Source organism: Methanobacterium bryantii (assembly GCF_002287175.1).
Lineage (GTDB): Archaea > Methanobacteriota > Methanobacteria > Methanobacteriales > Methanobacteriaceae > Methanobacterium_D > Methanobacterium_D bryantii.
In genome coordinates, this window is record NZ_LMVM01000012.1 from 197,481 (window position 1) to 212,820 (window position 15,340).

Annotated in this window: 16 protein-coding genes; 6 read left to right on the forward strand and 10 right to left on the reverse strand. The window is 33.7% G+C overall.

Features of this window, described 5'->3' with window-relative positions:
- Positions 1–67: 67 nt before the first annotated feature.
- Positions 68–856, reverse strand: coding sequence for an HAD family hydrolase (locus ASJ80_RS06380; protein ID WP_069585556.1), 789 nt, complete (start codon positions 854–856; stop codon positions 68–70).
- A gap of 663 nt (positions 857–1,519) precedes the next feature.
- Between ASJ80_RS06380 and ASJ80_RS06385 the strand changes: the two genes are divergently transcribed.
- Together ASJ80_RS06385 and ASJ80_RS16995 are read left to right on the forward strand one after the other, a co-directional pair.
- Complete coding sequence (locus ASJ80_RS06385) at positions 1,520–2,041, forward strand: hypothetical protein (protein WP_069585557.1); 522 nt, start codon at positions 1,520–1,522, stop codon at positions 2,039–2,041.
- A gap of 290 nt (positions 2,042–2,331) precedes the next feature.
- A complete protein-coding gene (locus ASJ80_RS16995) occupies positions 2,332–2,481 on the forward strand; it encodes a hypothetical protein (RefSeq protein WP_176720329.1) in 150 nt (49 codons plus the stop codon).
- An 83-nt stretch (positions 2,482–2,564) separates the two neighbouring features.
- Here ASJ80_RS16995 and ASJ80_RS06390 read toward each other — a convergent pair whose 3' ends face one another.
- From ASJ80_RS06390 to ASJ80_RS06400, 4 genes are all read right to left on the reverse strand, one after another.
- Positions 2,565–3,200: a LysE family translocator gene (locus tag ASJ80_RS06390; protein ID WP_069585558.1), complete on the reverse strand. Its 636-nt coding sequence runs from the start codon at positions 3,198–3,200 to the stop codon at positions 2,565–2,567.
- Positions 3,201–3,247: 47 nt separating this feature from the next.
- Complete coding sequence (locus ASJ80_RS17000) at positions 3,248–3,409, reverse strand: hypothetical protein (protein WP_176720330.1); 162 nt, start codon at positions 3,407–3,409, stop codon at positions 3,248–3,250.
- Between the two features lie 151 nt (positions 3,410–3,560).
- Entirely contained in the window at positions 3,561–4,553 is a 993-nt protein-coding gene (gene ala / locus ASJ80_RS06395) for an alanine dehydrogenase (RefSeq protein ID WP_069585559.1), read from the reverse strand.
- A gap of 129 nt (positions 4,554–4,682) precedes the next feature.
- Entirely contained in the window at positions 4,683–6,221 is a 1,539-nt protein-coding gene (locus ASJ80_RS06400) for an MFS transporter (protein WP_069585560.1), read from the reverse strand.
- Positions 6,222–6,589: 368 nt separating this feature from the next.
- Between ASJ80_RS06400 and ASJ80_RS06405 the strand changes: the two genes are divergently transcribed.
- Complete coding sequence (locus ASJ80_RS06405) at positions 6,590–7,369, forward strand: heparan-alpha-glucosaminide N-acetyltransferase (protein ID WP_069585561.1); 780 nt, start codon at positions 6,590–6,592, stop codon at positions 7,367–7,369.
- A 77-nt stretch (positions 7,370–7,446) separates the two neighbouring features.
- On the opposite strand, the gene ASJ80_RS06410 is transcribed toward ASJ80_RS06405, so the two are convergent.
- Complete coding sequence (locus tag ASJ80_RS06410) at positions 7,447–8,433, reverse strand: hypothetical protein (RefSeq protein WP_179288742.1); 987 nt, start codon at positions 8,431–8,433, stop codon at positions 7,447–7,449.
- A 396-nt stretch (positions 8,434–8,829) separates the two neighbouring features.
- Here ASJ80_RS06410 and ASJ80_RS06415 point away from each other — a divergent pair, with 396 nt between their 5' ends.
- From ASJ80_RS06415 to ASJ80_RS06425, 3 genes are all read left to right on the forward strand, one after another.
- Complete coding sequence (locus ASJ80_RS06415; RefSeq protein WP_069585562.1) at positions 8,830–9,390, forward strand: thioredoxin family protein; 561 nt, start codon at positions 8,830–8,832, stop codon at positions 9,388–9,390.
- A gap of 160 nt (positions 9,391–9,550) precedes the next feature.
- A complete protein-coding gene (gene gatA, locus ASJ80_RS06420; protein WP_069585563.1) occupies positions 9,551–10,921 on the forward strand; it encodes an Asp-tRNA(Asn)/Glu-tRNA(Gln) amidotransferase subunit GatA in 1,371 nt (456 codons plus the stop codon).
- 30 nt (positions 10,922–10,951) lie between these two features.
- Positions 10,952–12,454: an AAA family ATPase gene (locus ASJ80_RS06425; protein WP_069585564.1), complete on the forward strand. Its 1,503-nt coding sequence runs from the start codon at positions 10,952–10,954 to the stop codon at positions 12,452–12,454.
- 25 nt (positions 12,455–12,479) lie between these two features.
- Here the strand turns inward: ASJ80_RS06425 and ASJ80_RS06430 are convergent, their stop codons facing one another.
- The 4 genes from ASJ80_RS06430 to ASJ80_RS06445 all read right to left on the reverse strand — a co-directional run bounded on the left by ASJ80_RS06430 (position 12,480) and on the right by ASJ80_RS06445 (position 15,309).
- A complete protein-coding gene (locus tag ASJ80_RS06430) occupies positions 12,480–13,004 on the reverse strand; it encodes a coiled-coil domain-containing protein (RefSeq protein WP_069585565.1) in 525 nt (174 codons plus the stop codon).
- Between the two features lie 379 nt (positions 13,005–13,383).
- Positions 13,384–14,067, reverse strand: coding sequence for a 3,4-dihydroxy-2-butanone-4-phosphate synthase (gene ribB, locus ASJ80_RS06435; RefSeq protein ID WP_069585566.1), 684 nt, complete (start codon positions 14,065–14,067; stop codon positions 13,384–13,386).
- Between the two features lie 107 nt (positions 14,068–14,174).
- Positions 14,175–14,555, reverse strand: a complete 381-nt coding sequence (locus tag ASJ80_RS06440; protein ID WP_069585567.1) for a DUF120 domain-containing protein — start codon at positions 14,553–14,555, stop codon at positions 14,175–14,177.
- Between the two features lie 121 nt (positions 14,556–14,676).
- Entirely contained in the window at positions 14,677–15,309 is a 633-nt protein-coding gene (locus ASJ80_RS06445) for an endonuclease V (protein WP_069585568.1), read from the reverse strand.
- Between the last annotated feature and the right edge of the window lie 31 nt (positions 15,310–15,340).

Here is a 15,340-nt window from a genome sequence, read left to right on the forward strand (position 1 = left end):
GTTTCAGTATAATTTTGGATAAAAGGATAACTTCTAAAAATTAATGACTTATTTAATCGTTTGTATCTCAAAAATCAATATCCAATATCTCTCTAATATTCTCAACAATAACATCTGCAGAGTCGTAAACCATCTGTGGATTCTTTTCTTTCTGCTGTACAGTAAGGACACCAATATCTGCTTCTTTAAGTGCAAGGACGTCATTTACGCTGTTTCCAACCATCATAACGTCATAGTTCCTTTTAAGCCCCTTTACAATTTCCATTTTTTTCCAGGAGTCTGCAGTGTCAAAAACATTTTCTTCAGGGATTCCGATGTACCTTGCAAGCGCTTTTAAAGACCCTTTCCGATCTCCGGAGGCTATGAATATGTGAATGTCTCTTTTTTGCAGCTCTTTAACCACATCTCGCACTTCTGGGAATATTCTTCCTCCTGAAGTGACTATAAATTCAATTTTTCCCTTGTTCAGATTCACTATAAATCCAGATCCACTGCATACCTGTATATCATATTTTTTAGCTGTTACTGCCCTTATTGTATCCTGAATATCACTTACTTTAGACTCATCGCCGGTAATAGATTCAATTAATTCCTTTTTTTTGATTTCAACAGTTGAATAACTTATGTCAATATGGATGTCGTTCCTTTTAATGAACTGACATATTCTCTGGTCTGGCTTGGCATTAATTATACACTTTGAAGGGTCTGTCTGTATAACTACAAGTGCTCTTGCACTGCTGCTGTCTACAATATCCAGCGAACTTACGGTATCAAATATTTCGCCTGTTTGAAGGTCTTTCACAGCTCTATATCTTTCAATAAGCGTCCCTGAATTATCGAATACAATCGCTTTCATATTATCAACTGTTATTTGCAGATTATCATTTTTTGATATGAATTTTATAGTCAGATCATAATTAATTGAACTTACAATGTTTGAAAAAGTCCAGTGTAATGATTTTATTGATTAAATTCAATATTTCACTATTTCATTTGATATGCTAAAAATTTTTGCACCTGATTATAATTTAACTACAATAGATATTGTAAAAAAAATTATTTATCATTATTGTTTATTGGAATCTATTTTATAATTTGTAACATCCATATGTTTTGTGGGTATTCGTATTGGAGAAATAAATTAGGTTTTTTAGACATTATAACTGATTTAGAATCATTGTTTAGGTTATAATTGGTTAATAATGAATTAAACATATTAATAATGGACATAAAATTGTATTTTTAAAATGTGACTACTATCACAAATTAATAATAAATAAGTATATATCTGTAATAATATAATACTATTAACCAGGATTGTATAACTAAAAATATTGGCAAGATTTCAATTAATAATAAAAATCCCGTTTTTTGTATAAATTGGCAATTTGAGCCACAAAAACGTAATAAAAACAGCCATAACTTTATTTCAGCACTGTGACTGTAATCACAAATCTGTAATAAAATTTCATTCATTAGTGATTACAATGTTTATTTATCCAGAAGAGGATGATAAGAAATGAAATTAGAAAAAATTCTCAAGTTTCTTATTTTATTTTCAGCTATGATGCTATTTATCCTCCCTGCGTTTGCAGCGGATTCTTCAACATTTACACAGACTGTAAGTGTAACCATACCTGAAACTACCGCAGTTTCAACAAATTATGGAAATAGTTCAATCATAAATGTTGATATTCCCCATGGTACTACTAAAGTCACAGTTAATAATATCTATTTTGCAAACCCTTCAAATGTAGATACTGAACTTTGGATTAGAGCAAGTGGCGACCTTACAGGTACAAGTACAGCAAGTACGATAAGCTTGTCTAATATGAAATATATTATTCTAGGTTTGGGTATAAGTGGAGAATTAACAGATCATTACACCAAAGCAGGAGTATTTAAACCGAAACAGGAAAGCAGCGATTTAGGAACAGGAGTAGATTTACAGATAAATGTACCCTATGGAACAGTCCCTGACACTTATAAAACAACAATTTACTTTACATCAATAAAAATTAACTCTGATGCACCAGTATGAGATCAAACATCAGATAAAATTAGAAAGTATAGCGGTATTATCGTCTTTACTTTCTAATACCTCCTTCAATCTAATACAAGATTTAAATGTACGTATTACTATTTTTATATATGAAATAGATTGATTAAATTAGAAAATTTCGTTTATATGTCTCTGTTTGGTTATTTATAGAATTTAAGGGAATATTTGAATATTTTATCCCTAATTTAATCAATAATAATTACTTTTAATACATAAAATTATAATAATCATAAAATTCAACTATATTATAAATAAAGGGGAGGGTATAGTTGGAAATTAGAGTTAAAGTTGGAGATGAGAAAGCATCAACAATTCGAAATTTGCTGAATAATGGTTTAAGGGGTAAATACGTTTTACAATCTGTAATTGAGGATAAAGGAAAAGGTGAATTTATTTTTCAGTATAAAAAGATGAAATAATTATATTTTGTATATAAATCTAATTTCTATAATTCTATTTAATTAAACAGGCTGAATATTTTCTAAAATTTTAGGTATATGGTTTAAAACAGATTTATCTGGGAAACGATGAAATAAACGCCAAGTAGAATAAGGAATACTCCGCAAATTACCATTACTGCCTTATATGCTTCATCACTCATGAATTTTGTTCCTCTGCTTGATGCGAACGAAACTACACTGAACCATGAAAGATCAGCTAACCAGTGGCCAATTGAAAATGCTAAAATTCCAATAATCCCTGCCAGTGCTAATCCTTTAAACATGAACGCCAGACCAATTGTTCCCCACCATATAAAAAAATAAGGGTTGGAAATACTTGTTATAACTCCCTTAATAAAAGATCCGTATTTTTGGTTTCTGTCTTCCTCAGTTTTGATATTTGACAAAGTGGTATTTGATCTGGATGTACTGTATCCCATAAATATGAGAACTGTACCTCCAAATATTCCAATGATAAAAGCCGCCGTTTGAGAACCTAAAATCTGGCCTAAACCTGCCAAAATGACGATCATCATCAGTATTTCTGTCATTATATGGCCTAGGATAATCATAGGGCCTGTTTTAAACCCTTTTTTAACAGAGTCGGAAACTGTTACAGTGAACATGGGTCCTGGGACTAATGCACCAGATAATCCAACTCCAAATGAAGTTAATGCAAATAACGCAATTTCAATCAATTAAATCACTGAAATATAAAAAATAGATAAAACATGGATTTGCTATATTAATATTCATTTAAAACTTTCATTATCTCGGATAAATGATAATTAATGACTTTCATCTTGTCTTCATTTAATGGCCGGGTTCGTGTCAAATACCTAAAACGTTCGAAAACATGTCCCATTTTGTTTATTACTTCGTTTATATAAATTTTCTCTTCGAACATTTCATCACCAGTCTGTACTTTGTTTTTAATGCTGATAAATTTAACTATGTATGAATTTCAAAGAGGCTGGCTCATGATTAATTTATACTCCAAATTTTATTTTTTTCCAGATTTTGAATTAGGGGACAGCCCATTTAAAAAAATGAAAAAGCTATTCTAAGAAATTCATCTTTTGGCCGATACCTTTTTGAAGAGCCTTCTCATACACGTTCCATGCAGTAACTATGTCCTGAACTGCAAGTCCTGTTGAATCAAATACTGTAATCTCTTCATCTGAGGTTCTACCGGGAATGGAACCTGTTATTACATCCCCAATTTTACCGTGGATGTCCTTTTGTCTTATAATGCCCTCCTGGACTGGAATGTTAATTTCACCGCTGTGGCTCGCCTGATCCCAGCAGTCAATTATAATTTTAGATTTTTGGAGTATGTGGCTGTCTAGTTCCTGCTTACCTGGAGCATCAGCCCCCATTGCATTAATATGGGTCCCTAGACCTATCCATTTCGATTTAACGACAGGTTCTTGTGCAGGTGTAGTAGTCAACAGCACATCAGCGCCCTGTACAGCTTCTTTTATAGTATCAACAGCTTTAACTGGAATTCCATATTTTTCAGAGGCTTTTTGAGCAAATGATTCCCTTGTTTGGCAGGTTCTGCAGGAAACCCTTACTTCCTTAATGTCCATTACTTCCATTATAGCTTCAAGCCCAGTTGATGCCTGAACTCCTGCCCCTACAAGTCCTAAAATTTCAGAATTGTCTCTTGCGAGGTATTTTGTGGCAACTCCAGCTGCGGCACCTGTTCTCATATCTGTGATCCATGTTCCATCCATTACAGAAACTGGAAAACCTGTTTTTGGGTCTACAAGCTCGATCATTGCCATGACCGTTGGCAGGTTGTGTTTTCGGGGGTTGTCTGGATGCACATTTACATTTTTAACTCCAGACTCATTTAGGCCACGAATAAAACATGGCATTATTCGGAGGTCCCCCCTAAATTTTTTATAAAATATATATTCTTTGGGAGGCATCTGGACTTTACGCTCCGCATGAAACTTATATGCAGTTTCAACATTTTCAATAGTCTCTTTCATGGTTGTAAGTTCTTTAACCTGGCTTTGATTTAGAAGTATTGTCTCTGGCATAAGTACACCTCTTATAATTATGTACTCTTTTGTTGTTATAACTTCTTAAATTTAGCGATTTGTGTATAAAATATCATGTTTTGTGAACTAGATAGGCAACACATAATTTTGAATTTAATAAATAAAAAATCAAATATGCGTGGTAACACAGTGTTCCTCATGTTTGGTCGGTTTTATTGGTATTAACAGGGAGGAAATTAAGCCTATAATTAGCATTAAGGTTACCACATTAAATGCATCTTTCATAGCGTTTGCTTTTTGATGATCTTCAGTCACTCCTGTCTCTTTTATAGTAGGTATATTCGCAGCATTTACTTTCTCAAACCATCCGTGATTATTAGTTCCATAGGAATCACTTGCAGGTAAATCGTACATGGATCCGCCTCCTAAAGTACCAAAACTTCCAAGTATTAATATCACTCCCAGAACAGCGGTTCCAAGTGAAGAGCCAAGGTTAATGCCGGTGTTTAAAATTCCAGAGGCGTCAGGCTGTTGGTCTTGCCTGGCAGCTGCAAAGATTATATTTGCTGAATGTGGGAAAACAATTCCCATTCCTATTCCAAGGAACAGCACGCCTGGAATCATGTCCATAACAGTTGTGAAAGGACTGAAAATAAGGCTCAAATATATGCTTCCAGCTAGAGATGCTAAAAAACCAATAGATAGGATATAACGCGGCTGCATCCTCGTTGAAACTTTTCCTGCTGTAAACGACATTGTGAAAATGCCTATGCTCATGGGTATCAGGGTTAAACCAGTTACAAGGGGGTTAGTTCCTATAACTCCCTGTAAAAACACTGGAATAATGAAAGTTACCCCTCCAATTGTGAAATTCATGATCATTCGAGATATATTTCCTAAGGTGAAAGAATGATCTTTAAAGAGGGTGATGTCAAGTAAAGGCATTTTATTTCCTTCAATCCTTCTTTTCTGGGTGAAATAGAATATAATCAAGAGAATTATTCCAATTATAATGGATAAAATGGCAGTGTTCCAGCTTGAAGGGCTGTTAAGCAGCAGTACACCTACAACAAGTAGAAATATCCCCACTGAAGAATTTACTGCCCCCAAAACATCTATTTCGCGCCATTTTATAACGGGTGGGAATACATCGATCTCTTTTGAAAACAGGAGTATTGCAATGATTATAACCAGTTCAAGTGCAAAAGCGTAACGCCAGGAGTAGTAAGTTGTTAAAAATCCGCCTATAATTGGTCCGATAGTCCCTGCTCCTGAAGCCATGGAACTTATTATTCCCAGTGCGAAGGCTCTTTTTTCTCCTCCGTAAGTTCCGGAGATTATGGAAGTAGTGGCAGGCATCATAAGTGCAGCCCCTACTCCTTCAAGTATGGACCATCCGAGCAGAAGCATGGTGCTGTTTATACTTAGAGCAGCGACTATTGTGCCTGCTCCATAGATAGAGGCACCCATAAGGAATGTTTTTTTCCTTCCAAAAACTTCCTGTAGTTTACCTCCAAAAAGCATTAATGAAGCCATAACCAGGGAATAAATTGCAATTATGGCTTGAATAGTCTGAATAGTAGTACCCAAATCCTTTATTAAAGTATAGATTGCCACATTCAAAAATGTTTTGTCTATAACTATGGTAAAAACAGATAGGGTAACAATTATAAGTGTTAACCATCCATTTTTTGATTTTTCAGCCACTATAAATGCCCTCCACGGATTTAAGTAATGATTAAAGTTAAAATATTAAACAAATCAAATAGCGCATCTTCATGTCCTTACTATTTTTGTTTTTCATTTGATTAATTTTTATACATTAAAAAAGGGAATATATGTCTAAATAGTTTTAAAAAGATACATTTCTATTTTTAGATTATTTAAAGGGATATGCTGGTTAAAAATATTTTAATATCAAAAAAATAATAGTTTAAATAAAGTATTTATAAATTTAAATATTATTAAAGCGTAAACTATTTTTTTAAATAAACTTAAATTTGTTTTAAAATAAATCAATATTTAACTGAATTTTAAGTCAATGATATAGATTTCTATGTTTAAAGGGTATTTAAATGAACTCCAATCTAAATAAGCGTTTTTGGGAAGTTGACTCCCTGCGTGGACTTGCTATATTAATGATGGTAGTGTTCCATTTTATATTTGACCTGAACTATTTTGGAATTTACAGTTTCAACATGTACTCTGGATTTTTATGGTGGTTTGCGCGTGTAACTGCATCTATATTCATCTTCTTGGTGGGAGTATCTTTAAGTCTTAGTTATGCAAGGACAACCATTTCAAGCAACTGTACAACTGAAAAAGAGCTTTTTTTGAAGTATTTAAAGAGGGGGCTTAAAATATTCTTTTACGGGCTTTTAATTACCGCTGCTACCTACATTTTTATTGGAGACGGATTCATAGTGTTCGGAATTCTTCACTTTATAGGGGTAGCTATCATTCTGGAATATGTATTTCTAAGACGTAAATATCTCAACTTATTTTCAGGTATAGCATTTATCGCTGCCGGAATTCTCTTAATGAGTTTTAGATTTGATTTTTATGGCCTACTATGGCTTGGATTCATTCCAAATAACTTTTACACTGTAGACTATTTCCCACTGCTGCCGTGGTTAGGAATAGTTTCATTTGGAATATTTCTTGGAAACACCCTCTATGAAAAATATGTGAGGCAGTTTGAACTGCCTGATCTGTCAAATAATCTGGTTGTGAAGGTTTCAAGCTTTTTAGGGAAGCATTCACTGCTTATTTATTTAATTCACCAGCCGATAATAATTATACTGCTGCTTCTTTTTGGCTTTATAGATCTCAGTTATTTTTTTCCTACTCTTTAATGCGCATAATGGTTCTAAGTCCATTTACTCAGTATGTTTAGATCGTTTAATAATAGGTAGACTCTATAAGTGGATAATCAGGTTTTTGCTGTTGCAGGACTGCTGGTTGGGATAGATGATTTTCTATAGCTCTGAAGTGTTATTTTGCCAATATACTTTTTGGAGGGAATTTTTGGTAATGTACTGGCATATATTTTACGGCTTCCAAAGAAGATATTGTCTGGTTTTCCTCTATACCTTTTAATTAATTTTCCACCGTCGTAGGATGCCCATACTTTAACTTCAGTTGAATTGGAGACATTGACTCTATAGGTGATTACATTACGCCTGTTAACTCCATATCTGTCAGTACCTGCAAGATATATTGCAGATGCTACGGAAACAGATTTTTTAGGGATAATGCCATGTCTGTAATATGTAGGGCTGTTAGGAACAACTACATATTCTCCCTCTTTCATTTTAAAGAGTTTGGTTTTTGAGCGTCCATAATTGTAGGTGACCATGCTGACATTACCTGAAGGGTCCTTAATAAGGAAATGTCCGAGCCCTTCTTTCCTTAGCAGCGCATAAGCACTGTTTATATCAGCTTTTTTAATACGTCCTCTTACTGAAGCCCGTCCAGCAATGCTTTCCAGCTTTTTGGTTATCCAGACAATGTCGGGACCACCAGTTGAAACTATCCATCCATTCTGGGTTATAATAGTGTGAAAAAAGTATCCATTGGTTGTTTTATATTCTTTAACTGCTTCTTTTCCATACCACTTTGTTTTTATGATGTGGAGATTTGCGGCGTAGGTGGAATCTCTTCTATATGAGAATACGTCTACTCCCTTTTTAACATGAACCAAAACAGAACAACACCCGCTATTTGTTTTGATAGTTTTGGAAACTTTTTTAATCCCTGTAGAATTAACACTGGTAAAATTAGTTTCACTTGTAAAGTGGTTATTGTAGGTTGTATGGTTATCTAAATTAAATGAGTCATTATTGTCTGCTGCTGCAGCAGTTCCGATTAAAAATAAAAAGGATGCAAATAGAACAGTTATAAAAATTATTTCTTGCAATTTCAAAATTTTCGTTACCCCCACGTAATTTTGAATGATTACATTTTATAATATGTTAAAACTTCGTAATAAATACATATGTTTTGTATAGGAATGATTACAGCTTGTGTTAGATTATGCATGGATTTTTAGTAATTTTATTGCATTTAAAACGTTATTTTTGATATATATTCCGTTTAAATTATTTAAAATAAAAATTAAATGTCAAATCAAATATTTTATGCATATACGTGCATCATATTTCCATTTAAATTATTTAAAAATAACAAATTCTTTGAAATGTAAATTATATGGACTTTTGATTTTCTTTTAGATTTTTCAATAGTTTATACAGTTACTTTACATTTAAAAAGGAATAATCACAATAAATATAACGAATATTTAATTGGTGTAAAAATGCCTTATTTAGTCTGTGATAAATGTAATGCATATTATAAACTCCAAAAAGGTGAATCTATCCGTGATTTTCCTTATTGTGCGTGTGGAAATAAACTTAAATACTACGAATATATTGGGGATTATACTCAAAGGCCAGAAGATTCAGATATTAAATCCAAAAAGGGGATAATGAATTTATGGACAGGTCAAAGTACTGGAATTAAATTAGCATCGATTTTAGTAATTATTTTGGGTATTTTGATAGTTACAGGGGTTTCAGGAGTATTCAACAATGATAATGCCAATAAACCTACTTTACTTGTATTGTATGCTCCATGGTGCTCTTCATGTGATAAATACGAAGAAACTCTTTCAGATCCAGATGTTAAGAAAAAAATTGATGAAAATTATAACTTCCATAAAGTAAATATAGATTGGAATTCGGATATTGTAAAAAAATATGCTGAAAATGGGCAGTTACTGGTTCCAACAACCATAATACTGGATAAAGATGGAAATATTGTAAAAAGATATGAAGGTTACATGGATCCTGATCAGTTATTGGGAGTACTGTCATAATCTTCATATTATGGTGCTGTGAAAATCATAGATTTTCACGTGCTTAACATATGATTTTTTATGATTTAATTTTTATACTTGGCAATCAATATCTATTATTAAATTGAAAATAATTAGATATCATAGTGATTATTTTATTATTAAACAGTAAGGTGTGGCCATGAGTCTTTTAGATAAAGAACGTTCAATTAAAAATCATGAAATAACAGCTTTAGAGAATGTAGAAAGCTTTTTAAAAACAATAAAGAAGAAAAATAACAGCATAAACGCTTTTTTAGAAATAAAAGAAGATGAAGCGATCCAGGCAGCGGAAAAAATCGATTCTAAAATTGAAAAAGGTGCTGAAGTAGGAAAACTTGCAGGGCTTGCTGTTGGGATAAAAAGCAACATCAACATTGAAGATTTTAAGATCACAGCAGCTTCAAAAACCCTTGAAAACTACATTGGAAGCTACAATGCCACTGTTGTAAACCGAATAAAAGAACAGGACGGTATAATTCTTGGTGTAACTAACATGGACGAGTTTGCAGCGGGGAGTTCCACTGAAACATCCTATTTTGGATACACTGAAAACCCTGCCGTGCCTGGAAGGATACCTGGAGGTTCAAGTGGGGGAAGTGCAGCTGCAGTTGCAGCGGAAATGTGTGATCTCTCTTTAGGATCTGATACTGGTGGATCAATAAGAAATCCTGCATCTCACTGTGGAGTTATGGGATTTAAACCAACTTACGGTGTGGTCTCAAGGCAGGGGTTACTTGACCTTGCAATGAGTCTTGACCAGATAGGGCCTTTTGCTCAGGACGCTGGTGGAATTGCTTTAATGCTCGATACCATTGCAGGATACGACCCAATTGAATGCACAAGCCTGAAAGATACTCCTGATTTTGGAGGTATAACTGAAAAGTCACAGGATGCCCTAAAAGGAATGAAGGTGGGTGTAGTAAAAGAGTTCTTTGATGTTTCTGATGACAAGATAGTCAATATAATTGAAGAGCGGATCGATAAAATGACAGAGGCAGGGGCCGAAGTAGTGGAATTAAGCTTTGACTATATCGATTTATGTCTACCTACCTACTACCTCATAAACTATGTTGAATTTTTCTCTGCAACAAGAAAATACGACGGCCGAAAATATGGTTACAGAATTGAAGATGTATGTGGAGATGAAGTTTTAAGGAGAATTCACATAGGTTCATACATCAGCCAGAAAGAATACAGCGGGAAATACTACAAAAAAGCACTACAGGCAAGATCATTAATTAGAAGAGAAATAACCAAGCTTCTTGGCGGTGTAGATGTCATAGTCGGTCCAACAGTTCCAAAACTACCTCACAAACTTGGTGAATCACTGGATACAATGGAAATGTATGCTTACGATGTCCTGACAGTTATAGCAAACCTTGCAGGAATTCCCGCAGCAAGTATGAAGGCTGGAGAAGTTGATGGAATACCAGTTGGACTTCAGATTCAGGGAAAACCATTAGATGATGCTAAAATTATCCATGCAATGGCGGGACTTGAACAGATTTAACCAAATTTTTTATTTTTCAGCGTGGAAACAATGAAAAAAATAGGTCTCCTGTATGTAAAAGGTGCGCTGCCCCTTTTTGAGAATTTCGGTGAACTACCAACCCATATAATAAAAGAAAATGGTATGGTAAACGGTCAAAAAGCCAGTGATGTACTTGACGGGCTTATAATACCTGGTGGGAGCATAATTGAATCACAGAGTGTTGGAGAAGATCTCAAAAAGGAAATCATGAAAATGAATCATGATGGAAAATTTATTTTGGGGATGTGCTCTGGATTCCAGCTGCTTGCAAATAAAACGGATATAGGCAGACGTTCTCCGTGCCCTATTGAAAGGGAAGGTCTTGGAATTCTGGATGTGTCGTTCCGCCCTATGATTGGTACAGACCGAGTTGAAGCTGAAATTCTTGATGATTCATTTTTGACTAAAGGTATGGATGGAAAGACTGTTACAGGTTTTCACTGCCATACTTACGGGTTAATTGAAGGAAATGCTGCCCCTCTTTTTTTAAGCACAGTTAAAAGGACAGATTATCAAAATAATCCTCGTAAAATATTATCTGGAGCTAGAAATGATGAGGGAAATGTTACTGGTACGATGGTTCATGGGTGCCTCGATGAGAATCCTGCACTTGTAGATAATATCCTTGAATTTGTAGGTGCAACTGAAAAAGATATTTTGGAGATTAAAGAGAAGAATACGGAGCTTTCAAAGAAAATTAGAAGCGAAATAGGTATAGATACGAATATTTCTGCCAAATCATTGAATTCTCCAGTAAATCCCTCTAATATGGAGCTTCCTAAGGTCTTGATGATGGTAGGCACTGGTTCAGATTCTGGAAAAACATTCTTGACAACAGGAATCGTGGGGACTTTACGAAAAAGAGGTTATCGAGTTTGTGTATTAAAAGTAGGGCCTGATATAAGGGATTTAGTGCCTTCACTTTACTTGAATAAAGAAAATATGGAAAAATTCTCATCTGTTCAAATAGGCGGACTTGGATGGATGGACTTAGAAAATGTCCTTAAGGACCTGAAAAATCAAAATTATGACCTTGTTTTAATTGAAGGAGTTATGAGTGCATTTACAGGTCTGTTAAATGAAAAAACTCCATTTTCATCGGCTGAAATTGCAAAGGCGGCTAATATTCCAGTTATTGTGGTTTCATCATGCAGTAAAGGTGGAATTGAAACTGCAGCGGTGGATATAGTTGGTCATATAGGCATAATGGATAAAATTGGAGTTAAAACAAGCGGCGTAATTTTAAACCGGGTTTACGATAAATCTATTTCAAAGGTTGCGTCGTCTTATATAACTAAAATGACAGGTAAGAGTGTTATAGCCGAAGTTCCGAAGGTAAAAATGACAGAAAGGGGCAATATTCCTGAAGTAGAAATTAAATTGGAAGAGTTCTGTTTAAATGCTATGAAAACAGTTGAAGAACATTTAAATATGGATCAAATCTTCAAAATGGCTGAAATTCCTGAATTCAGCGGTTATTTGTCCTATAAAGAAATAGTTTCTAAATTTTAAAAAATATAAAAAAATAGGTTTCAGATTAATCTGTTGAATTTTCATCTATATTTTGTATTTTTTCCATTAACTCCTTATTCTGGTTAATCAGTGATTCTATCTCTGAACTGTTGCTGTTTATCTCACTTTTAGTCGAATTAATTTTCTGATTCGTTGTTTCATATACTGCTTCTAAGTTGTTTATTTCTTTTTTTAGATTGTTGTTCTTTTTAATCAGCGATTCTATCTGAGTACTGTTGTTATTTATTTGATTTACTGAGTTAATATACTGTGTTTTAATTTCATTTTTCATTGAATTTTTTATTTCTGTTCTGGGGTCTCTGTTTCGTGGAGTGTGTTCTTTATTCAGGTCATCATATATTTTTTCTATACCCTTTTGGAGGTCTTCATTTTGGGTAAATAGTGAATGTATTTTTTTAAATCCAGTTATGATGGTGCTGTCGTTTTGGTTTGATGTTTGTGGATGTTTTGTTTGCAGCTGTTCATGATTTATACTGGTTGAATTAGCAGCAAATACTGGTAAAGTACCAACCAATATAAATAAACACATTAATGCAATTTTTTTTATAATATTCTTATCTTTATCACCTCCTTGTTTTGATCTAACTTCATTTTAATCTAAGGCGCTTTAAAAATAAATATTTATTTCCGATTTACACCCAAATTTTTACCAAATAAACCCCTAAATAGAACCAAATCAAAAAATAGGCCATGATTAATAATGTAAATTTAAAATAAATTGGATAATAGGATTTAAAAGGTGATAGAGGCTTAAAATAAGTATAATACTCTGCCATTTTGAATGGAATTTTAAAAATTAAGGGATATTTACATTAATGTGGTATTTTTATCTGATTTTAGTAAAATAGAATTTAATAATTTAAAAATGAAAAATCGTTAAAGGCATATGCCTTCAAAAATCAACTGACCTATTCTTGGTTTTCTTTAAACTCGTGGTATGCTTTTATGACTTCATCACCGCTTAAAAAGATGAGTTCTTTCTCTTCAGCATATTTTGCGACTTTATCAGTGGTCATGGAGCCACCAGTTTCGTCGTCCATCATTTCACAGCATACAGCTACAGGAGTAGTCCCTGCCATTTCTGCAAGAGCTATACTCATTTCAGTGTGTCCTTGCCTTTTAAGCACGTGTCCTTCAGTAGCTCTAAGTAATGTAACGTGTCCTGGGGCTCTGAAATTTTTCCCGAAACTATCGTATTCTTCATTTTTACATAGAAGGGCTAATTCTTTTATGGTACATGCCCTGTCACTGTCTGTTATGCCTGTGAATGTTTTCCGGTGGTTTACTGTTATGGAAAAAGCTGATTTTTCATCGTATGGTATGTCATTTGGTGATAATTCGCCGAGTACAGGATATTTTTCAGTTGCTGCATCCATTATGTCTGTCATAAATGGAATTCCAAGTTTATCTGAAACTTCTGCTGAAAGGGGGACACAAACAAGACCTCCTGCCTCGTTCCTGATGGTTGTCATGTGTTCAGTGGTCATGTGTTCAGCGGCAATGATCATATCGGTTTCCCTTTCCCTGTTATCATTGTCAAATATTAAGACGATTTTTCCGTCTTTAAATGCTTTAATTGCGTCTTCTATCATGTGGTAACTCCTTTTTTTAATTATTTTATAAATTTAATAAGTCGATATAGAATACATCATATATCTTATACTTAATAGTTTGGGTGAACTAAAACATAAATTAAAAATTAATATTTAAGGCTGATTTTAACAGAATCTCCGTCTTTAATGCCTATAGTTTCTTTGAGTTTTTTAGACGTTATAAATTCTAGAATATTTTCTTTATGGGTGGTTTTTTTTGGAAAAACAATGGCTCCCTCTATTTTATCATTTAAGGTGGCGTGTATAAGCAGAACATCTCCAAAGTTTTCTTTACCTTCAATGATTTTCAGTTTATCTTCATCGATCCTGTGGATTGTATCGATTTCCTCTTCGCTTATTTTTATATTTAAAGTACCTGGAAATGGGCTGAAATTAAGCTGTTTTTCAAATTGAGTTTTGTATACTGGAAGGCCCATAAAATATGCTCCTTTTCCTTGTCCAGAAGTTACAGTTCCTTTAATATCCATTTAAATCACGTTTTTACGTTACTTTGATATTACTGATATTTTGTATCATTTACTGGCTTTTAGGTAGCCTTTAATTATATATAGTTTATTTTTAGACCATATAATCAAAATTCAAAACTAATCATTTAATTTTATCTTTCATGATATTTGTAGCTAGTATATGGGCCTGTCTCAATGGTTCAGGCATTTTAAATAGTGATGCCTCGTGCACAATGTCAACTGCAGTTTTTAAAGATATTTTATGCCCAACACTAATACATTTTTGTCTGTCGCATGCTCCCACAGATTTATTCATGAATTCTACGGTTTTTAGTGAATTATCACCTTTATATTTGTAGTTTCCTTTAATTAACCTTTTGGCAATTCCAATTGTGGGTATATCCATCAGAAGTCCAACATGGGAAGCAAGACCAAAACCTCGGGGGTGCATTATGCCGTGTCCATTCACCATTAAAACATCAAATTCATTATTTAGTTCCCTTAAAACAGAAATTACAGCATCAGCTTCTCTAAACCCTAAAAATCCAGAAATATAAGGAAATAAAAGTTTAACTTCAATGGTTTTTGAATCTATAACAGTAAGATCATCCAGATCAACTGCAACCGCAGCTGCAACTGCACAATTATCTTTTTCAAAAGATATATCTGCCCCTGCAACTGTATGGACATTTTTAAAGCTGTCCTGTTCTATTATATTTTTGGATAGGCTGTATTGGATATCTGCAAGCTTTTGAGGGAAGTTGTATGAACACATAACTGTTAAAATTAAATAAAAAATAAAGGGA